Below are 19,573 nucleotides of genomic sequence, written 5' to 3'. Positions count from 1 at the left end.
AAGGAAACATGCCGGAGACCGCCGCTGAGCCGTTCCGCTCATCAATCATGCAGATCGAGCCGCAATGGATCGACTACAATGGCCACCTCAACATGGCCTATTACAACGTGATGTTCGATCGCGCGATCGACCAGCTTTGGCTCGAGCTTGGCGTCGGACCGACTTATATGAAAGAGCGCCACGGCTCGACCTTCACCGCCGAATGCCATGTGCGTTACTTGCGCGAGATCCATCTCGGCGATCCCGTGCAGATTTCGGTGTGGCTGCTGGAAGCCGACGACAAGCGGCTGCACACGTTCGAGGAGCTGCGTCACGCGACCGAAGGCTGGCTGTCGGCCACCTCCGAGAACATGTCCCTTCACATGGACATGAATTTGCGCAAGGTCGCACCGTTTCCGCCCGACATCCAGGATCGTATCGCTGCGGTCGTTAGAGCCCACAGCACCGTGCCGCGGCCCGAGGGCATCGGCCGAAACATCGCGATGCCCTCGAAGCGATAGGCGCTAGACCCTGGTGCGGCCACGGACCAATCCGAACACGGCCGAGACCAGGAACAGCACGACGGCGATAAAGAAGATGATCTTGGCGATTTCGACCGAAGCGCCGGCGATGCCGCCGAAGCCCAAAATACCGGCGATCAGTGCGATAACCAGAAACGTCACAACCCAGCCTAGCATGATCCGAACCTCCGTCTCGATATCTGTCCGCGATCGGCGCGGCTGACCACCGCGCCACGGTTGCAGAGACAATCTCGACCGGGAAACGATGGTTCCGACCTGAAGTGGGGCGAAATTCGCGCACCCCGCAGGAACAAATCAGCGTTCGGCGTACGTGGAAAACCCCTCGCCGCCACCCCATATAGGCGGTAATCCCTGTTATGAAGGCTCCCTTCCGTCACCCCGCGGTGCCATCGTGGGGCCAATGATTCGCATGACCGAGCCAAGCAAAATCGTCTCTCAGAATGTCCCCGACCACCAGCCTGCCGCGGGCGGCATCGCCGCGCGTGCTCGCGCCTCGGTCGGGCCGAAATATTTGTCCGGGCTCAATCCCGAGCAGCGCGAGGCGGTGGAGACGCTGGACGGTCCGGTCCTGGTGCTGGCCGGCGCCGGCACCGGCAAGACGCGCGTGCTGACCACCCGCATCGCCCACATCCTGAGCCAGGGCCGCGCCCGCCCAAGCGAGATCCTGTCGGTGACCTTCACCAACAAGGCCGCCCGCGAGATGAAGCATCGGCTCGGCCAGATGCTCGGCCACGCCGTCGAAGGCATGCCGTGGCTCGGCACCTTCCACTCCATCGGCGGCCGCATCCTGCGCAGCCATGCCGAGCTGGCGCAGCTCAAGTCCAATTTCACCGTGCTCGACGTCGACGACCAGGTCCGGCTGTTGAAGCAGCTTCTTCAGGCCGAGAACATCGACGACAAGCGCTGGCCGGCGCGCATGCTGGCCGGCCTGATCGACGGCTGGAAGAATCGCGGCCTGACGCCGTCGCAGGTGCCCTCCGGCGAAGCCGCTGTCTTCGCCAACGGCAAGGGCGGCAAGCTCTATACGAGCTACCAGGAGCGGCTGAAGATCCTGAACGCCGCCGATTTCGGCGATCTGCTGCTCGAAGACATCCGCATCTTCCGCGAGCACCCGGATATTCTCCGGCAGTACCAGCAGCGCTTCAAATACATCCTGGTCGACGAGTACCAAGACACCAACGTTGCGCAGTATCTGTGGCTGCGGCTGTTGTCGCAGGCGCCCTCTTCTATTGCCTCTCCCCGCCTGCGGGGAGAGGCCGACGTGCGCAGCACGGCGGGTGAGGGGGACTCTCCAAGCACCGCGCTCGTGGAGACAGCCCCTCACCCCGACCCTCTCAGCGCGAGCGAAGCTCGTCGCGACCCCGTGAAGGACGGGGAGAGGGAGAAGACCCACGTCAAAAACATCTGCTGCGTCGGCGACGACGACCAGTCGATCTATGGCTGGCGCGGCGCCGAGGTCGACAACATCCTGCGCTTCGACCACGATTTTCCCGGCGCCAAGGTCATTCGCCTCGAGCGCAACTACCGCTCGACCGGTCACATCCTGGCCGCTGCCTCGCATCTGATCGCGCACAATGAAGGCCGGCTCGGCAAGACGCTGCGCACCGAGGACCAGGACGGCGAGAAGGTCACGGTGACCGGCTCGTGGGATTCGGAAGAGGAAGCCCGCGGCATCGGCGAGGAGATCGAGCAGATCCAGCGCCAGGGCGACAAGCTCAACGAGATCGCGATCCTGGTGCGCGCCTCCTACCAGATGCGCGAGTTCGAAGATCGTTTCGTCACGCTCGGCCTGCCCTATCGCGTGATCGGCGGCCCGCGCTTCTATGAGCGCGCCGAAATCCGCGACGCCCTGGCCTATTTGCGCGTCATCAATTCGCCCGCCGACGACCTCGCCTTTGAGCGCATCGTCAACACCCCCAAACGCGGGCTTGGCGATGCCACCGTGCAGATGCTGCACGATCACGCCCGCAAGCGCCGCATTCCGCTGTTCGAGTCCGCACGCGCCGTGGTGGAGACCGACGAGCTGAAGCCGAAGGCGCGTGGGTCCTTACGCGCCCTCGTCGCCCAGTTCGACCGCTGGCGCGCCCAGCGCGAGGTCACCGCGCACACTGATCTGGCCCAGATCGTGCTCGACGAGAGCGGCTACACCGAGATGTGGCAGAAGGATCGTTCGGCGGATGCCGCGGGACGGCTGGAGAACCTGAAGGAGCTGGTGCGCTCGATGGAGGAGTTCGAGAATCTGCAAGGGTTCCTCGAGCACATCTCGCTGGTGATGGATCGCGACAGCGGCGCCGAGGACGATGCGGTGTCGCTGATGACGCTGCATTCGGCCAAGGGGCTCGAATTCGACAACGTTTTCCTGCCCGGCTGGGAGGAAGGCCTGTTCCCGAGCCAGCGCACGCTGGACGAACAGGGCCGTGCCGGGCTCGAGGAAGAGCGCCGGCTCGGCCACGTCGGCCTGACCCGCGCCCGCCGCCGCGCAAAAATCTATTTTGCGACCAACCGGCGCATCCATGGCACCTGGTCGACCACGATCCCGTCGCGCTTCCTCGACGAATTGCCGGCGGCCAATGTCGAGATCACGGAATCCAAGGGCGGTTCGGCCTGGGGTGGCACCGGCGGCTACGGCGCCTCGCGCTTCGACGACATGGAGGCGTTCGGGTCGAGCTATACGACGCCGGGCTGGCAGCGCGCCCAAGCCAATCGTTCACAAGCCAACCGCAACCGGGGCGGCGGCCGCAATGGCGGCGGCGGCTTGGAGGAAGAGGCCTCGTCGTTTTCGTCCTCGTCGTCCTCGCCCGATTTTGGCAGCTTCTCCTCACGGCGTCGCGGGCCGATGACGATCGAGGGCGAGCTGGTCGCCAAATCCACCGGCACGACCTCGGAATTCTCCCTCTCCGACCGCGTCTTCCACCAGAAATTCGGCTACGGCCGCGTAACCAGGATCGACGGCAACAAGCTCACGATTGCCTTCGACAAGGCGGGTGAGAAGAAGGTCGTCGACAGTTTTGTTCAGCGGGCGTGAGCACTCGCGTCTCGCTCGCTTAACGCCGCTTGTCATAATCTAGTTTTCTGGTCAGATGAATCCTGGGGGACGTCATGCTGACCGCAAGCCGTGACATCATTCGGCGCCTGGAGCGAGAGGGATAGAAGCTCGTGCGCGTGACCGGCTCACACCACGTGTTCAAAAGTCCCGTCTCGGGCGATACGCTTGTCATTCCGCACCCCAAGAAGGACGTGGGAAAGGGGCGTCCGTGCCATTTATAAAGGGCGCGGGCTGGAGGCCCGACTGAGGTCGACATGGCGCACTACATTGCCATTATCGAAGACGCTGGCCCGGACCATGCCGTTGGCGTGTGGTTTCCCGACCTGCCCGGCTGCATTTCCGGCGGCGACGACATCGACGAGGCCTTGCACAATGCGCCCGAGGCTCTCGAGCTCTATGCGGAAGATCTGACCGAGGATGGCCGCGAGCTTCCCCGGCCCAGAACGCTGACCGAACTCAAGGCCGATCCGGACGTGGCCGACGACCTCAGGAACTACATGGTCGCCCTGATCGAATTGCCGGTCCGCGCGGACGCCGCGGAGTGAGGACTGTTCGCCGCACCGGTCGGGCTGTCGACAGTTCTGGTCCGAACAGCCCTTGACCATCGCGAACTTCCCCGTATCAGATGCACCCATGGTCCGGGGCTCCATTACATTGATCGTGCTGGCATCGGTTATGCCGTCGCTTGCGGCGGCGGAGACCATGAGCTTTGGCGATTCGATCGGGATGCTGGCCAAAAGTTGCGGTGCGGAAATCGTCGCGAATTGCCGCGGCGTCAATCCGGACTCGACCCGCCTCAAGGAGTGCCTGTCCCGCAACCGCGACGTGCTCTCCCCACAGTGCCAGAGCGACTATCTCGGCGCCTTCGATGCGATCCAGAAGCGCGTCGCTGCCCGCGTCACGGTGGCGAACGCCTGCCAGCGCGAGATCGTCAAGGTCTGCAATGGCTCGACCAAAGAGACCAGCAAGGCGGTCCCCTGCCTGATCTCGACGCCCAAGGGCATCAGCAACAACTGCCTGAAGGCCGTCGACGACGCGGGATATCGATGATGCGCGCAACCGGGCTTAGCACCGCCGGACTTGGCATCGCGCTCGGCCTGGCCCTGCTCGCGGGGGCAGCCAGCGCGCAGACGGCGCCGCCGACCCGCGACGACATCGTCGGCAAGCTCAACCATTTCGAACAGGCCGCCGAGATCGACATCCCCGCGCTGAAGCAGCAGGTGATGGAGCGGGCCAAGGCCAGGATCAAGAACGATCCGGGGCCGGTGAACCGGCCGCTGATCGTGTCCGACCTCGCCAATTTGCCCACCTTCACCGCGCAGATCCAGTTCGACGCCGATACGCCGATCATCCAGCCGGCCTCCTATCAGGCCGTCGGCCGCATCGCGGATGCGCTGGTTCATGCCTCGCTGCTGCCCTACACGTTCCTGATCGTCGGCCGCGTCGAATCCAATTCGAAGACGCGGGAAGCCAATGCGATCCTGAGCCAGCGCCGTGCGGACGCGATCCGCGACGTGCTGGTGAACACGTTCAAGATATCGACCAAGCGGCTCCATCCGATCGGCCTCGGCGAGGAGCAATTTCTCGACCGCGCGCGGCCGACCTCGGCCGTCAACGGCCAGTTGCAGATCCTGACCTTTGCCAAGCTTCCGGAGGAGGAGCCTGCGCGTCCGGCTGCGGCACCTGCGCCTGCGACGAAAAAGCCCGCCAAGAAACGCTGAGCGGGCGCATCCCGGTCTCTACCGGAACCCTTTGAAGTCCTGATCGTTTTGCTACCTGTCCCGGGCGCGAGGCTAGGGCCTTGCGCGACAAAAGCGCAGGTTTGTGCACTGCCCAGTCCGGTGCTATAGCCTCTATTCGTCCTTCCCCGATCCCCTGCTGCACGAGACCAAGATGGCTGGCTCTTTTCAACGCCAACTGGCCGACTACGTCGAATATCATCGCGATCCCTGGAATTGCGCGATGCACGTGGTCGGAATCCTCCTGCTCTTCACCGGGGCGGTGCTGCCGTTGACGCTGGTGCATTTCAATGTGTTCGGGATCGAGGTGAGCCTGGCGGTGATTCTAGCCCTGCCGGTGCTGGTCTATTGGCTGATGCTGGACGCCGGGATTGGCCTCGGCATCCTCGTGGCGATGATTGTGCTGCTTTCGGTCGCAACCGCGATCGGCAATCAGGTCTCGATCGCCATGATGTGGTCGATTTTTGCCGTGCTGATTGGGTTCGGCGTCGCCGCGCAGATCATCGGCCATCGGGTATTCGAGGAGCGGCAACCTTCGATGGTCGACCATCCCACCCATTTCCTGCTTGGACCGGTGTTTGTCATGGCGAAATTATTCATTGCACTGGGCTTCCGTCGCGACCTTGCCGCGATTTTGGCGCCTCTTCCGACCAATTCCCTTTCAACCCGATAGCTTCCAGAGCGGAACAGCAAACCTTCTTCATGGCTCTCGTACTGGTTACCGGTGGCAGCGGCTTCATCGGACATCATCTCGTCGAAGCGCTCCGCGCCCGTGGGCAGCGGGTGCGTATTCTCGATGTCCGTCCACCGGCCCCGGCGAACGCGGACGTTGAATATGCCCATGGCTCGGTGCTGGACGGTGCCGCGGTCGATGCCGCGCTTGCCGGTGTCGATCAGGTCTATCACCTCGCCGGCCTGCCCGGGATGTGGGTCGCCAACAAGCAAGACTTTTACCACGTCAATTGCCGCGGCACCGAGGTCGTGCTCGCGGCCGCGATGAAGCGCGGCGTGTCGCGCTTTCTGCACTGCTCGACGGAATCGATCCTGTTCCCCTATTCGAAGCTCAACGGCGTTGCCGCCGAGGAGGCGCTCCAGCCGGCCGAGGCGATGCCCGGCGCCTATACGCGATCGAAGTCGCTCGCCGAGCATCATGCGGCGAAGGCCGCTTCTGCGGGCTTCCCGCTCGTCATCGGCACGCCGACCATGCCGATCGGTGCTGCCGACCACAATCTGACGCCGCCGACCGCGATGCTGTGGTACTTCCTTCAGAAGAAGGTGCAGCCGCACCTCAACTTCCTGGTCAATCTCGTCGACGTGCGCGACGTCGCCATGGGCCTGGTGCTGACCATGGAACGCGGCCGCATCGGCCAGCGCTACATCCTCGGCGGCGATTGCGTCAGGCTCGGCCAGATCCTGCGGATGATGTCCGCGATGAGCGGCCGCCGGCAGTTTCCAGTCGTCGTTCCCGGCAAGATCGCCGAGCTCTCCGGCATCATGCTCGAATATTTCTCCGATCGCATCACGCGCCGGCCGCCCAATGGCACCGCCGAGGGCGTGCGCATCGCGCTCGCCGCGAGCGACCTCTCGATTGGCAAGGCGCGTACCGAGCTCGGCTATTCGCCGCGTCCGATCGAGCCCGTGCTGCGCGAAACCATCACCCATCTGCTCGCCCGCGGCGGCGCGTCAGCGTCCGGCAATATCGAGCGTCACGCGCTCTCCTCGCGCGCCAGCTGAGCTGCCGCCCAACCCAAAGAACCTTTCCGCATGTCCTTTGATTTCAGCAAGCTTCTCTCTGTCGCCTGGGGTGGCTGGACCACGACCTGGCCGACGCAACTGCTCGCACTGATCTGGCTCGCCTGGCTCGCAAGCTGGGTCGGCGCCTCGTTCTGGCAGGGCCGCACCCAGAAGCAGGTGATGACGCTGGAATCCGGCCGCTATCGTATCCCGATCCTGGTGGGCGGCATCCTGTTCACGCCGTGGACGGCGGAAGTGCTCGGCGAGAAGCCGCTCTGGGTGTTCGGCAATACCGGCGTCTATATCGTTGCCCTGATCGTGCTTGCCGGCATCTCCTTCACCTGGTGGGGACGGCTGCATCTCGGAAAGTTCTGGTCCAACACCATCACCCACAAGGAAGACCACCGCGTCGTCGACACCGGCCCGTACGGCATCGTGCGTCATCCGATCTACACCGGCCTGATCGCCGGCATGCTCGCCACCGGCATCGCGGTCGGCACCGTGACGGCGATCCTCGGCGCGATCCTGATCTCGCTCGGCATGTGGCAGAAGGGGCGGATGGAAGAGGTGTTTCTGTCCAAGGAGCTCGGCGAAGACGCCTACAGCGCCTATTGCCGCCGCGTCCCGATGATCATCCCGTTCCTGTCGCCGCGCTGAGGGAAGAGCGAGCGCGGGAGTTTCCTTCACACCGCCAGCAACGGCATTGCTGCTGACTCCGTCATCCCCGCGCAATGGCGAAGCCATTGTCGCTGGAGGTGCGAGGTTTTGCGATGCGAATGCATCGCTGGCCGAGCCTCGAAGGATGACGGTGAGGGATCAGCAGGTTGGAACATTCAGCCAGGAACCGCCTTTCTGCTTACCCGTTACTCCCTCGACGCACGCACCAGCCGCAGAGCATCGAGCCATGTCGGACTCCTACGATTATTTTCGCGAGCACGCGATCGCCGCGGTGCGCAAGGCGCGGGGGCTGCCGCCCGGGCGGACGAAGCAGAAGCAGCGCACGGTCGCTCGCGTCTATCATCTGCTGTCCAAGGAAGCGGCGCTCGCGCCGAACATCCATCACCTCGATGAGTTTCGCGCGGCGCGGGGGCTGGAGCGGCAGATCGGCCGCTGATCGCCTCACACAAAAGCGGACCTCTTGCATCCGTGCCATGCAAATTCGACGTGCTGCCATCTGCGCCCCAGGCGGCCGGAAGCAGGCCGGCACCGGTTGACCTTTTTGCCGCCACCAAGTTGGATGCGCACGCAAAAAGGCACGACGACATCCCATCGTTGATCTGGAGAGGTCAACATCAGGCGAAGATTAGGTCTGAGCCCGCGCGGGGCTTGGACGATCCGGCGTTGGACAGTGCCACACGTTCAACAGGGGATTTTCATGACCTTTTCCAGCATCTTTGCGCAGTTCGTCGCATTCGTCGGCGGCATCGCGCTGCAATGGCGGAAGCTGTCGGGCACTGGGCCCGCGCCGGCCTGGGGCCAAGCGCCGGCGATCCCGGAGGCGAAGCCGCAAGGGGCGCTGCCGACCTTGAAGATGCCGACGGCCAGGGGCTGGAGCGAGGGACAGAAGCCGACAGTCGCGCCCGGGCTCAAGGTCAATGCGTTCGCGACCGGGCTCGACCATCCGCGTTGGATCGAGGTGCTGCCCAACGGCGACGTGCTGATTGCGGAAGCGACGCAGATCGCGGGAGCGCCGAGGTCCGTGTTTCACTACGCGATGCAGGCGACGATGCGGCGCGCCGCGGCGCTCGGCGTCAGCGCCAACCGCATCACGCTGTTGCGCGACAAGGACGGTGACGGCGTTGCCGAACAGCGCAGTGCCTTCATGGAAAACCTGAGCCAGCCCTTCGGCATGGCGCTGGTCGGCGACACCTTCTATGTCGGCAACACCGACGGCGTGAAGGCGTTTCCCTACGTCGCGAACGCCGATCGCATCACCGCACCGGGCAAAAGGCTCACCACCTTCAAGCCGAGCGGACACTGGACGCGGAGCCTGCTCGCAAGCCCAGACGGCAAGAAGCTCTATGCCGGCGTCGGCTCGCTCACCAATATCGCCGAGATGGGCATGGAGGTCGAGGAAGGCCGCGCCGCCGTCTACGAGCTCGATCTCGTCGCCGGCACGCACCGCATCTTCGGTGCCGGCCTGCGCAATCCCGTCGGCCTCGCCTGGGAGCCGAACACGAACGTGCTCTGGACCGTCGTCAACGAGCGCGACGGCCTCGGCGACGAGACGCCGCCCGACTATCTCACCTCGGTGCGCGACGGCGGCTTCTACGGCTGGCCCTATTGCTACTGGGGCAAGACGGTGGACGATCGCGTGCCGCAGGATCCGGCGCTCGTCGCCAAGGCGATCACACCCGACTACGCGCTCGGCGGCCACACCGCCTCGCTCGGCCTGTGCTGGATGCCATCAGGCACGCTGCCGGGTTTTCCGGACGGCATGGTGATCGGCCAGCACGGCTCGTGGAATCGGAGCACGCTCTCCGGCTACAAGGTCGTGTTCATCCCGTTCGAGAACGGCCGCCCCTCTGGTCCTGCGCGCGACATCCTGTCGGGCTTCCTGGCGCCGGACGAGAAGGAATCTTACGGCCGTCCGGTCGGCGTGGCGATCGGTCCCGACAGATCGCTGCTGATGGCCGACGACGTCGGCAACGTGATCTGGCGTGTGACAGGCGCTTAAAAGTTTACGTCCCGACGCAGAGCGTAGCGCGCTGCTTGCGCAGCAGCGCGATCACGGACAGCGCCGTGATCATCCCGGTCTTGGGATTTTCGGAGGGGATGTTCTCGATCGACATCGAAGCGCGCGGAATCAGCCTCGACCTCGATGCGGTGAACGTTGCGCGTCACGGTCGGGTCGGCCCAGATCTGCACGGAGGTGCGGTCGGGCCCGACGCCCGCGAGCGACAGCGCCACCGCGACGTTGAGATTGGCCGGAAATCCTTTTGCCGCCTCGCGCGCGGTGCCCTCGAACAGCTTGAGCGGCTCGCGCAGATTGTCGATATCGATATTGTTGTCGACTATGAACGGGGCGCCCTTCAGCCCGTCGATCGGCTTGCGCGTGACCATTTTCACCGAATGGATGGTGCCGACCGCCGCAGCGTTCACGGCATCGAGCCCGATCAGTGCGCCCGTCGGCACGATGATGCGGCCACCATTGGCGCGGGCGAGATCGATGAGATCGGAATTGTCGAGCAGCGCGCCGACGCTGACGACGATCGCGGCCTTGCCGCGCTTCACCGCGGGCTCCACGATGGAGCGCAGATGCCGGCTCGGCGCGCACTCGACCACGATGTCGGCGGCGTCGCCGAGCTGGTCGATCGGCAGCACCGACGGCGGGCGGCGCAGGCTACCGAGCAATGCCTGATGCTTTGCGGGATCACGCACCGCCACGGCGGACAGCGTCAGTCCCTCGATGCCCTGATCGATGGCGGTCGCGATCTTGGTGCCGATCGAGCCCAGTCCTGCGATGGCAACCCGCAAGTCGCTCGGCTTCGAAGCTCTCTCATCCGTCATCGCGTCACACCTTCTGTCCAGGCTGGTGTCATAGCCTCTCAGGCGTCCCGCGCATAGCTGCGCAGGCGCGCCTCGAGCACAGACAGCATCGCATCGCGGGCCGGGTCGCGTGAGCCGCGCAGCCATGCCGCAGCAAGAGGCAGCCGGCCGACGGGACCGCTCTGCTTCGGCCGGAGCGACACGAAGCGCACGCCGGTGACCGCCATCCGCGTCGTCCAGCGCGGCACGATCGCGACCCCGAGCTTCGTTGCCACCAGATTGATGATGGTCTGCTTCTCATCGGCGACCTGCACGATGCGCGGCGTCAAGCCGGCCTGCTCGAACAGCTTTATGGTGAGGTCATGGCTGTGCGGCCTGGAGCGGCGGTCCGGCACCAGCATCGCCTCCTCGGCGATCTCCGCCAGCGTGATCGAGTTGCGCGCGGCCAGCGCGTGCCGCTGCGGGAACGCCACGATCGCCGTCTCCAGCAGGAGGTGGCGGAATTCGAGCCGCTTGTCCGCGCTGTCGGGCGGACGGACGATGGCGAGATCGAGCGCGCCGGTCAGGATCTTTGGCAGCAGCCGGACGGTCTTGTCTTCAAGAAGCTGCACCGCGACTTCCGGATGCTTGGCGCGGAAATCGCGCAAGAGCGACGGCAACAGCCCGGCCGCCGCGCTGTCGATCGCACCGACCCGGAGTTTTCGAGCAGCCCCTGCGCGCGAGCGGTTGCGCAAATTGCTCTCGACCGCCTCGACACGGGCGAGGATGGCACGCGCGTCGCGAAGCAGCGTCGCGCCGTCCTCGGTGAGCGACACCGCGCGCGTCGTCCGCGCGAACAGCCGCGTTCCCAAATCCTCCTCCAGCAGCCTGATCTGACGTCCGAGCGCAGAGGGCAGCATCTGAAGATGCTGCGCTGCCCGGCCGAAATGCAACTGCTCGGCCGCCGCCACGAAGCATCGGAGCTGATACAATTCCATTCGCCGGTCCTCTCGCCTGTGAGAGGATTATATCATTTTCTTGTATAAACCAGCGCCAATTGCGTCTCTCTCACCGCCTAGGCTCGCTGCCGCCATGGCGGCCGTCGAGCGCGTCTGCGCGGCCGGCGTGCTGACGCCGGATGTCGGCGGCAAGGCGACGACGAAAGAGGTGACCGACGCCGCGATCGACGCGATCAACGGGTCGAACGTTTGAGGGTCGATAAATCTCGCGCTCTTCGTCATGGCCGGGCCTGTCCCGGCCATCCACGTTCTTTCCACGTAGAAACAAAGACGTGGATGCCCGGGACAAGCCCGGGCATGACGAGTTTGTGGAACGTCCGCCCGTTCAAGAAACGCCGCTTCCGCAGCGATAAGGTGCCTACCTCCGGCCCGGTGGCGTCGCCATGGCGGCGGCCGGCTCGGGCGGCGTCAGATGGCGCGGGACGATGATGGACTGACCCGGCGTGAGCGGTGCGTTCTCCGGCAGCGAATTGCTCTGCACGAGTGTCCACAACGGCACGCGATTGGCCGCGGCGATGCTCTCCATGGTGTCGCCCCGGCGGACCGGGAGCCGCACGCCGCTATCCCACAATTCGACCAGCGTGTCCCCCGGCACGAGGTAGCGCAGCGGCACGGCATCGGCCTGTGCCTGAATCCGCGGCAACTGCCGCACCATGTCGATGATCTGGCGATGGATATCGTCGGACTTCTCGATGTTGATGTGGCTGACCCGCGAGTTCTCTTTCAGGTCGAAGCTCGCATAATGGCCGCGATAGCCGGGCTTGGTCACGACGTCGCCGCCGCCGAGCACGCTATCGGAGAGGAAGATGTTGATGAAGCGCTCGACATTGAGCGGCACGTCGCCGGTCGCATGCGCGGGATCGATGGTGATGACGAGGCTGACCGGAATGTTCTCCTTGGCCGCCATCTCGGAGATGACGACCGAGCACAACCCGCCCATGGAATGGCCGATCAGCACGATCGGCGCCGGGGTTTCCTTGTAGCTGGAGATGGCACGATCGCCGATCCATCGGCAGATGGTGAATTCGTTGACGTCGGCGGAGAAGCCGGCCTGCGTCAATTTCTCGCTGAGCCGGTCCATGCCGGTGGAGAAGATCGGCCCCATCGCGCCGCGGAACAGGTAGATCTTCGGCGGCGGCAGAGGCTCGACCGGCGGGGGCGACGGAGCGGCGGGCGCGACCGCGGCGGCCTTCGTCTTGGCGGGCGACGCCGCGGCCATGCCGGGGCTCAAAGCGAGCAGCGCGACCGCTGCCAGCACGACTAACCGCCTTAAATCAATCATCAGTCCAGCAGTCCCACCTCGGAAGGCAGAGGCCTCCCCAAGGCGCTTAGTGACCATCGATTGGGTGGAATTTGGGGCACGGAACCCGGGCCGTGACGCCCGTCGACAGGGGCGCTCACTCTGACTGCCCCGGTATCGTGGCATTAATTGAAGGGAACCCATGGCTCGGCTTCGCAGGCCTCGGAAATCACCGAACTCTGGATTCCCTTGTAATTGTCGTCGTCGAAAAAGACCGAATAGGCGGGGCGTCGACTTGCCGACGGGCCGCTCTGCCTCAGGCAGACGAAGTACGATCCCGGCCCGTGGTTGGTGTCACGGACAGCAGATGTCTCGAGTCCTCCGGTCAGCTTGGCTTCTGCCGCTCCCTTCTTGACGCCCTCCTTCACTGCCTGGGCGCTGGGCGGTTGCGGCGGATGATAGGCTGGCGGGAGATCCGTGGTCGACGCGCACGCCGCCAGCGACAGCGTCAAGACAGCAGCCAAGGCAGCGGCCATGGCAGCCAGGGATCTGCGGCGGCCGAAGCCGGACCTTCGGTCGTCGCACCGCGGCAACCCATATCGTGAGTTCGTCATTGCGTGAGTGTCTGTTCTGAATTCACCTCAGGCGCCGGTGCCGGGACCGGATTGTCCTTGGCGCCGGAATCCGTCCAGGCAGGCGGCAGCCCGAGCCCCTGCCCCGCGAAGCCGGTCACGCCTGGAAACCGTCCGAATGCCTCGCACGCGACATATTTGGGCGCGCCGCCGAGCCGCACGGGAATGCTGTCCATGGGCGGCAGCGCAGGGACGCCGCCGAACGGAGATTCTCCGGTCGCAACCAGCTTGGCGAAGTCGGCGCCGAAATCGCTCGCGAGATCGTATGCATCGCCCTCGTTGGCGACCCGCGGAGAATTCGTGATGGAGTTGGCGCCGCGCGCCCAGACCATCGCCGCCTTCCGAAATCCGGCGAAGTCGCGCGCTTCCGCCTCGACCGACAGACTGCCGAGCCCGACCGGAAGCCTCGGCACCGGCACAGGCACGGCGGGAAGCGCAACGGTCTTGGCAATCGACAGTGCTTTCGACGCGCCGGAGGCGGTCGGGTTGGTCGGCGCCGCATGAGTGACCGTCGCCTGCACCGTGAGGTCCGCGTCGGCATCGGATGAAACGATGCGGAAGCGCTCGCTCAAGCGGAGACAAAGCTCGCGGCTGATGGCGTTGGCGACCAGACGCCGCTCCTTTTCGTTCAGCGCAACGTCGGTGCGCGCGGGAAAGACTGTCGATGCGATCCGGATTGTTTTCGCCGCCAGCACGTCCTTCCTGTTCACGCGGATCTGCGATCGCGTCACCAGCCCGTTCGCGTCCGACATCCGGTCGTAGCTCCTGAGCGAGCCGGCTCGTTCGAGCGGCGCGGTCGCGCACCCACCGCCAGCAAGCGTGACACACATCAGGGCCGCCCATTGAAAGCGCATGGTCCCGCTCGCGCTCGGACAATTTATTAGAGAGATTACTCTAGTAATCATTCTCACACCCCTTGCCGCCCGTCAACATAAATAGATGGAACTCTCTAATTTTGATTTTCTCGTGGCGGACCGTCGTGCTAATTGGGACGTCCAAGGGATAGGAGACGCGCGCATTGAGGAAAGTCGACCCCGTCAAGCATAAGCAGAAGCGCGGGGAGATCCTCGGCGCGGCGATCCGCTGCTTCACCAGGGACGGCTTCCGTGGCGCCAGCACGACGGACATCTGCGCTGAGGCCGGGATCAGTCCGGGGCACCTCTATCACTACTTTCCGAGCAAGGAGGCGATCATCGAGGCGATGATCGACCTTGGTCTCGCGCGTTCGGCGGAGCGATTCGAAAAAATTCTGGTTGCCCCGGACGTGATCGAGGCGCTGCTCGCCGATATCGAGGAAACCAGCCTGCGGTTTCGTCCCGCCCAGATCCTCAACCTGGATGGGCTCGCGGAGGCCGCCCGCAATCCGGAATTCGCCAAGATCATCGCACGCCACACCGAGGCGGTGCGGCGCATGTGGGGTGACTTCCTGCGCCAGGCGCAAAGCCAGGGGCGGATGGATCCAGGACTGGACCCGGACGCAACCGCGGACATCCTGATTGCCATCATCGACGGATCCCGCGCGATGCCGATCCGCAATCCCAAGCTGGATATCAAACAGAGCGCGGCGCATCTGAAGACGATGCTCGTCCGCTTCCTGAGCCCACCCGAAGCGCAGAGCGCTGCGATCAAGCACCGCAATCAGAGAACCACTCGTTCTCTCAAGCTGGTCAAGAAGCGATAGGACGGGTCTTGAGCCGGCTGCGATGCGCGGCCTGCTTGGCACGGTTGCCGCAGATTGCCATGCTGCACCATCGTCGCGCGCGCCTGCGGGTGTGGTCGGCGAACATCATCGTGCAGGCATGCCCCTCGCACGCCTTCACATTCGCGAAATCCTCCTCGCACACGAACCTCGCCAGCGCCTCGCCGATCGGCAGCAACAGGGACTCGGGCGACCGCCAGCGCCGCATCCTCCGCAACTCGAGGGCGCCAGCGCTGCCGTCATCACGTGGCGCGATCTGGCTGAATGCCTCGTCACTCTCCAGAAGGCTATTCAGCGGACCGAGCTCATGCAGCGCCTGCGGTCCGAGCGGCCGGCCCGCATGCTTGCGAACGAAGCCTCTGAACCACTCGCGCAAGGCGCGGGCCTGATCCGCAACCTTGTCGAGTTCGCCCGGCAATGCGCGCGCCTTCAACACGTTCAGTGTATCAGGCGGAACAAGCCTGGCCTGAGTGAGCCAGTCGATCAGGCCATCGCCATCGTCGAGCCACTCGACGGGCGTATCGACCGGGGTCGCGACGGAGTTTAGGAAATCGAGGCCGAGCGCGTCGGCAATGAACATGGCAGGCGGTCTGTGTTGCATGCGCGGCTCCCCAGCCAGACGAAACATTCCAATTCACATAACCTGTAACACGTCACTTGACAAGTTACGTCACTCATCAATAACCTGATTGAAGTCTTCAAGAGGGTTATGAAAGATCTAGGGAGACGAAGATGGCGAGCAAGGATGTGACGGTGGTGCTGGCCCATGGCGCGTGGGCGGACGGATCAAGCTGGGCGCGTGTCATCACGGCGCTCGAGGCCGCTGCCATCAGGGTGCGCGCAGCGCCGCTTCCGCTGACCTCGCTCGCCGACGATGTCGCAGCCCTCAACCGCAGCCTGGACCGCACCGAAGGTCCGGTCGTGCTGGTCGGACACGCTTACGCCGGCGCCGTGATCGCGCTGGCGCGTCCCGAACGGGTGAAGGCGCTGGTCTACGTCGCCGCGCTCGCGCCCGACGAGGGCGAGAAGGTGGCAGACGTGTTCTATCGTCTCCCGCCGCATCCGCAGGCGCCAAAGCTTGCCCCTGACGACAATGGCCTGATCTGGCTGCCCGAGGCGGCCGTCGCGACGGCTTTCGCGCAAAACGCATCTGCGGAGGATCGCGCCGTGCTCGCGGCCGTGCAGCGACCGATCTCGCTCAACTGCATCACGGCCCCCGTCGGGCGCCCGCTCTGGAAGGACATTCCGAGCTGGTTCCTGATCGCCGGACAGGATCGCATGATCGTGCCGGAGACGCAGCGCTACATGGCGGAGCGCATGAAGGCGACGGTGCGATCGCATGCCGTCGATCACACACCCATCGTCACCGCGCCCGCGGCCGTCGTCGACATCATCCGCGAGGCGATCGGCTCCATCGCCGGCAACTAAGCCCCCTGCACAGCACGCTGCGAGGTCGCCGGACCTCTCCTCGCTAGCCCTCTCAAGGCCACCCGATCAATCATCAGCAACGGAGGATGTCATGATCCCGACCAGATATCGCACGGCCGACGTTGACGGCTTCAAGGTCTTCTATCGCGAGGCCGGGCCCGCGAACGCGCCAAGACTTCTGCTGCTGCACGGCTTCCCGAGCGCAGGCCACATGTTCCGCGACCTGATCCCGCTGCTCGCCGACAAATTCCACATCGTTGCGCCTGATCTTCCCGGCTTCGGCCAGTCCGACATGCCGCCACGCGAGACGTTCAGCTACACGTTCGACAACATCGCGCGCATGATCGAGCGCTTCACCGAGGTAATCGGCTTCGACCGGTTTGCGGTCTACGTGTTCGACTATGGCGCCCCGACCGGCTTCCGGCTCGCGCTCCGCCACCCTGAGCGGATCACAGCCATCATCTCCCAGAACGGCAACGCCTATGAAGACGGCCTGAGCGAGGGCTGGGGCCCGATCAAGGCCTATTGGCAGGATCCGTCGCCGGCGAACCGGGATGCGCTACGCGCGTTCCTCACGCCCGAGACGACGCGCTGGCAATATACCCACGGCGTCCCCGATCCGACGATGGTGTCGCCGGACGGCCAGAACCTCGACAATTGCTATCTGGCGCGCCCCGGTGCCGATGAAATCCAGCTCGATCTGTTCGGCGACTACAAGAGCAATGTGGCGCTGTATCCGGCGTTCCAAAACTATTTCCGCACGCACCAGCCGCCGTTCCTCGCGGCGTGGGGCAAGAACGACCCGTTCTTCATTCCTCCCGGCGCCGAAGCGTTCAAGCGGGACAATCCCAAGGCCGTGGTTCGCTTCTTCGACACCGGACATTTCGCGCTCGAAACGCATGCAAGCGAGATCGCGCAGAGCATCCGCGACCTCCTGACCTGACGCCGTTCACCCCAAGAAGCCGAAGGAGACGACCATGGCGGCATCCGTCGCGATCGTGACCGGCGCAAGCTCGGGTATCGGCAAGGCCACCGCCTTGCGGCTTGCCCGCGACTTCGGCGCCGTCGTGCTCGCTGCGCGCAGCGGCGAGCAACTGGCCGAGGTCGGCCGCCAGGTGGAGGCGGCCGGCGCCGAGCCGCCCGCGCGCTGGATGACCGGCACGGTGCTGCGCATGGACGGCGGCGAGATCAAATCGGTCTAACGGGAGCTGGAATCGCCCGCCGGCGTTCGGCAGGGTGCGAGTCGGCGTCGATGGAGGTGGGGCGGCCATGGCACATGCGAGACGGAGCCCGGAGCGGCTGAGCGCGTTCTCGGACGGCGTGTTTGCCGTCCTGATCACCGTGCTGGTCCTGGAGCTGCGACCGCCGGAAACGCCCACCTTCGCGGGCCTCTTGGCGCTCTGGCCGACCTGGCTCAGCTACGCCGTGAGCTACGTCTTCATCGCGATCGTCTGGGCCAACCACCACCATCTGTTGCGCTACGCCGCCGAGGCAACTCCGCGCCTGATGTGGTTCAACTTCGCGCACCTGTTTTCGGTGTCGCTGCTGCCGCTGTCCACGGCCTGGATGGCCGTGAGCGAATTGGCGCCGCAGCCCGTTGCCTTCTATGCCGCGGTCTTCTTCCTCGTGAACGCCACCTACGTCGCGTTGATCTGGGAGCTGATCGAGCGCGCTCCGCACCAGGATGTGTCGCTGAGGGAGCGCAGGATCATGCGCGTCCGGTCGATCGTGACGTTGTGCATCTTCGCAGCTGCTGCTGCCGTGGCGTTGAAGTTTCCGCTGATCGGGCTCGGACTTTGTTGCTGCTGCCTGCTCGTCTATCTGAAGCCCGAGGCACCGGGAGCCAAGGACGGCTCGCCCGGCGACGACAGGGCACAGCTCTGCGACGACTTGAGCGCTGCGGATTGCGAAGAGGCGCGTGCAACGGGTTGCGTGCGCAGCCTGCTCACGCCCGCCCAATACAAGTCCTGTCTCGACGCGCAGCCGGTGCGGCGCTAGCGCCTTTGCGACACAAGTAAAACAATGCCGCCGTCGACTTGCGTGCCGACGGCGGCGTGACGAAGTCGGCCGTTGCCGGCGAAAGGCTTCAGTTCCGCGCAGGAGCCGTCGCGGCCGCCGCTCGTGCGGGCCGCGGCGCGCCGGGCTCAGCAACCGGTGCTGCCGGTGCGCGCGAGCGCATGATCGCGGCGTCGATCTCGGCGATGACGCGGCGCTGGATCGCCTCGTTCTTGTCGATCGAGATGTGGCCGACGCCGGTGCCGCGGACGTCGACATTGTCGAGCTTGCCGCGGAAGCCGTCGGCGCGCTTCACCGGCTCGCCGGGACCGTCGCCGATATAGATGTTGATGTAGCGCTCGGCGCCGGTGGCGAGCTTCGTCTTGAACACGGAGTCGAGACCGATCGCGAGTTTCACCGGCACGCCGAGACGGTTGAGCTTGGCGATCATGTCGGGCAGCGCGGTCGCGCCAGAGGAGTGCCCGACCAGCACGATGGTCTTGAGCCGGCCGGCCTTGTAGGCGATCGCCGCTTCGTCGGCGAGCGAGGACCAGGACACGAAGTTGGCGACCGTCACCGGAATGCCCTGCGCCTCGAGCCGGGCGCCGATCGTGTCGAGCCCGAGCGAGAAGATGTTGAGCACGCCGCGGAGCAGGTAGACATGCGTGGTGGCGGCTGCCTGGCTCGGCGCGGCCTTGGCGGCGGTCGGGCTCATGGCAACAGTTGACAGCAGGAGCAGGCCCATTGCCCACACACGGATGGCGGACAACTGGCTGGCGCCGGCTGCGTGACGGCCGTTCGGTCTCATCGATCTTTTCCCTGAGGACATATGCTTCGCAATTGGCCGGAATCGTAGCCATGGCCTGCTCGCAGACGCAACAAAGAGCCGCGTGAGCGACAATCTTAGCCGCAGCCAGTGACTGTTGCGCAACACTTGCCTGAAACCTGCCATCTAACGGCCTGTTTTGAGAGCATTTTTCTCCGGGGAATTGCGGCCGGGCAGGTGCATTCCTATTTCAGGGCTCCGCTGACCTGCCCTCCCGGGACGGGTT

At 64.9% G+C, this 19,573-nt stretch carries 22 protein-coding genes and 3 pseudogenes; 17 read left to right on the top strand and 8 right to left on the bottom strand.

What is annotated here, in order from left to right; translation table 11 throughout:
* The first annotated feature begins 8 nt into the window (after positions 1-8).
* Complete coding sequence (locus IVB18_RS10300; RefSeq protein ID WP_247989060.1) at positions 9-500, top strand: thioesterase family protein; 492 nt, start codon at positions 9-11, stop codon at positions 498-500.
* A 3-nt stretch (positions 501-503) separates the two neighbouring features.
* Here the strand turns inward: IVB18_RS10300 and IVB18_RS10295 are convergent, their stop codons facing one another.
* Positions 504-677: a DUF1328 domain-containing protein gene (locus tag IVB18_RS10295; RefSeq protein ID WP_247989059.1), complete on the bottom strand. Its 174-nt coding sequence runs from the start codon at positions 675-677 to the stop codon at positions 504-506.
* A 244-nt stretch (positions 678-921) separates the two neighbouring features.
* On the opposite strand from IVB18_RS10295, the gene IVB18_RS10290 reads away from it, so the two are divergent.
* The 10 genes from IVB18_RS10290 (at position 922) to IVB18_RS10245 (ending at position 9,717) form a co-directional block, all read left to right on the top strand.
* The gene (locus IVB18_RS10290) at positions 922-3,546 is read left to right on the top strand and encodes a UvrD-helicase domain-containing protein (RefSeq protein ID WP_247989058.1); all 2,625 of its coding nucleotides are present in this window, start codon (positions 922-924) and stop codon (positions 3,544-3,546) included.
* 131 nt (positions 3,547-3,677) lie between these two features.
* Positions 3,678-3,788, top strand: coding sequence for a type II toxin-antitoxin system HicA family toxin (locus IVB18_RS10285; RefSeq protein ID WP_346732619.1), 111 nt, complete (start codon positions 3,678-3,680; stop codon positions 3,786-3,788).
* Between the two features lie 33 nt (positions 3,789-3,821).
* Entirely contained in the window at positions 3,822-4,112 is a 291-nt protein-coding gene (locus tag IVB18_RS10280; RefSeq protein WP_247989057.1) for a type II toxin-antitoxin system HicB family antitoxin, read from the top strand.
* A gap of 88 nt (positions 4,113-4,200) precedes the next feature.
* Positions 4,201-4,617, top strand: coding sequence for a hypothetical protein (locus IVB18_RS10275; protein WP_247989056.1), 417 nt, complete (start codon positions 4,201-4,203; stop codon positions 4,615-4,617).
* Complete coding sequence (locus tag IVB18_RS10270) at positions 4,617-5,288, top strand: OmpA family protein (RefSeq protein WP_247989055.1); 672 nt, start codon at positions 4,617-4,619, stop codon at positions 5,286-5,288. The genes IVB18_RS10275 and IVB18_RS10270 overlap by 1 nt, the downstream gene beginning before the upstream one ends.
* Before the next feature lie 172 nt (positions 5,289-5,460).
* Positions 5,461-5,979, top strand: a complete 519-nt coding sequence (locus tag IVB18_RS10265) for an Mpo1-like protein (protein WP_247989054.1) — start codon at positions 5,461-5,463, stop codon at positions 5,977-5,979.
* A 29-nt stretch (positions 5,980-6,008) separates the two neighbouring features.
* Positions 6,009-7,040: an NAD-dependent epimerase/dehydratase family protein gene (locus tag IVB18_RS10260; protein ID WP_247989053.1), complete on the top strand. Its 1,032-nt coding sequence runs from the start codon at positions 6,009-6,011 to the stop codon at positions 7,038-7,040.
* A gap of 30 nt (positions 7,041-7,070) precedes the next feature.
* On the top strand, positions 7,071-7,697 hold the full coding sequence (locus IVB18_RS10255; RefSeq protein WP_247989052.1) for an isoprenylcysteine carboxylmethyltransferase family protein: 627 nt from the start codon (positions 7,071-7,073) through the stop codon (positions 7,695-7,697).
* 247 nt (positions 7,698-7,944) lie between these two features.
* On the top strand, positions 7,945-8,154 hold the full coding sequence (locus IVB18_RS10250; protein WP_247989051.1) for a hypothetical protein: 210 nt from the start codon (positions 7,945-7,947) through the stop codon (positions 8,152-8,154).
* Between the two features lie 261 nt (positions 8,155-8,415).
* Positions 8,416-9,717, top strand: coding sequence for a sorbosone dehydrogenase family protein (locus IVB18_RS10245; RefSeq protein ID WP_247989050.1), 1,302 nt, complete (start codon positions 8,416-8,418; stop codon positions 9,715-9,717).
* 4 nt (positions 9,718-9,721) lie between these two features.
* Here the strand turns inward: IVB18_RS10245 and IVB18_RS10240 are convergent.
* Together IVB18_RS10240 and IVB18_RS10235 are read right to left on the bottom strand one after the other, a co-directional pair.
* A pseudogene (locus IVB18_RS10240) lies at positions 9,722-10,550 on the bottom strand (aspartate dehydrogenase).
* A gap of 38 nt (positions 10,551-10,588) precedes the next feature.
* Positions 10,589-11,506 carry a LysR family transcriptional regulator gene (locus IVB18_RS10235; protein ID WP_247989049.1) on the bottom strand — a complete coding sequence of 306 codons (918 nt, stop codon included), beginning with the start codon at positions 11,504-11,506 and terminating at the stop codon, positions 10,589-10,591.
* 79 nt (positions 11,507-11,585) lie between these two features.
* Between IVB18_RS10235 and IVB18_RS10230 the strand changes: the two are divergent.
* A pseudogene (locus IVB18_RS10230) lies at positions 11,586-11,720 on the top strand (tartrate dehydrogenase); the annotation flags it as partial.
* A 165-nt stretch (positions 11,721-11,885) separates the two neighbouring features.
* Here IVB18_RS10230 and IVB18_RS10225 read toward each other — a convergent pair.
* The 3 genes from IVB18_RS10225 to IVB18_RS10215 form a co-directional block, all read right to left on the bottom strand.
* A complete protein-coding gene (locus IVB18_RS10225) occupies positions 11,886-12,809 on the bottom strand; it encodes a LysM peptidoglycan-binding domain-containing protein (RefSeq protein WP_247989048.1) in 924 nt (307 codons plus the stop codon).
* Positions 12,810-12,952: 143 nt separating this feature from the next.
* The gene (locus IVB18_RS10220) at positions 12,953-13,303 is read right to left on the bottom strand and encodes a hypothetical protein (RefSeq protein ID WP_247989047.1); all 351 of its coding nucleotides are present in this window, start codon (positions 13,301-13,303) and stop codon (positions 12,953-12,955) included.
* Positions 13,304-13,377: 74 nt separating this feature from the next.
* Entirely contained in the window at positions 13,378-14,229 is an 852-nt protein-coding gene (locus IVB18_RS10215; protein ID WP_247991594.1) for a DUF3313 domain-containing protein, read from the bottom strand.
* A 188-nt stretch (positions 14,230-14,417) separates the two neighbouring features.
* Here IVB18_RS10215 and IVB18_RS10210 point away from each other — a divergent pair, with 188 nt between their 5' ends.
* Positions 14,418-15,080, top strand: a complete 663-nt coding sequence (locus tag IVB18_RS10210; protein WP_247989046.1) for a TetR/AcrR family transcriptional regulator — start codon at positions 14,418-14,420, stop codon at positions 15,078-15,080.
* Here the strand turns inward: IVB18_RS10210 and IVB18_RS10205 are convergent.
* Entirely contained in the window at positions 15,067-15,699 is a 633-nt protein-coding gene (locus IVB18_RS10205) for an ABATE domain-containing protein (protein WP_247989045.1), read from the bottom strand. The genes IVB18_RS10210 and IVB18_RS10205 overlap by 14 nt on opposite strands.
* Before the next feature lie 131 nt (positions 15,700-15,830).
* Between IVB18_RS10205 and IVB18_RS10200 the strand changes: the two genes are divergently transcribed.
* The 4 genes and pseudogenes from IVB18_RS10200 to IVB18_RS10185 all read left to right on the top strand — a co-directional run bounded on the left by IVB18_RS10200 (position 15,831) and on the right by IVB18_RS10185 (position 18,524).
* Positions 15,831-16,526: an alpha/beta hydrolase gene (locus IVB18_RS10200; RefSeq protein WP_247989044.1), complete on the top strand. Its 696-nt coding sequence runs from the start codon at positions 15,831-15,833 to the stop codon at positions 16,524-16,526.
* 91 nt (positions 16,527-16,617) lie between these two features.
* Entirely contained in the window at positions 16,618-17,469 is an 852-nt protein-coding gene (locus IVB18_RS10195; RefSeq protein ID WP_247989043.1) for an alpha/beta hydrolase, read from the top strand.
* A 34-nt stretch (positions 17,470-17,503) separates the two neighbouring features.
* Positions 17,504-17,659 (top strand): annotated as a pseudogene (locus IVB18_RS10190) (SDR family NAD(P)-dependent oxidoreductase); the annotation flags it as partial.
* A 136-nt stretch (positions 17,660-17,795) separates the two neighbouring features.
* Positions 17,796-18,524, top strand: coding sequence for a TMEM175 family protein (locus IVB18_RS10185; RefSeq protein ID WP_247989041.1), 729 nt, complete (start codon positions 17,796-17,798; stop codon positions 18,522-18,524).
* A gap of 88 nt (positions 18,525-18,612) precedes the next feature.
* Here the strand turns inward: IVB18_RS10185 and IVB18_RS10180 are convergent, their stop codons facing one another.
* Positions 18,613-19,329 carry a hypothetical protein gene (locus tag IVB18_RS10180; RefSeq protein ID WP_247989040.1) on the bottom strand — a complete coding sequence of 239 codons (717 nt, stop codon included), beginning with the start codon at positions 19,327-19,329 and terminating at the stop codon, positions 18,613-18,615.
* Between the last annotated feature and the right edge of the window lie 244 nt (positions 19,330-19,573).

Origin of the sequence: Bradyrhizobium sp. 186 (assembly GCF_023101685.1) — a bacterium.
Taxonomy (GTDB): Bacteria; Pseudomonadota; Alphaproteobacteria; order Rhizobiales; family Xanthobacteraceae; genus Bradyrhizobium.
The sequence above is the reverse complement of the archived record's forward strand: the minus strand, read 5'-3'. Positions and strand labels throughout refer to the sequence as shown.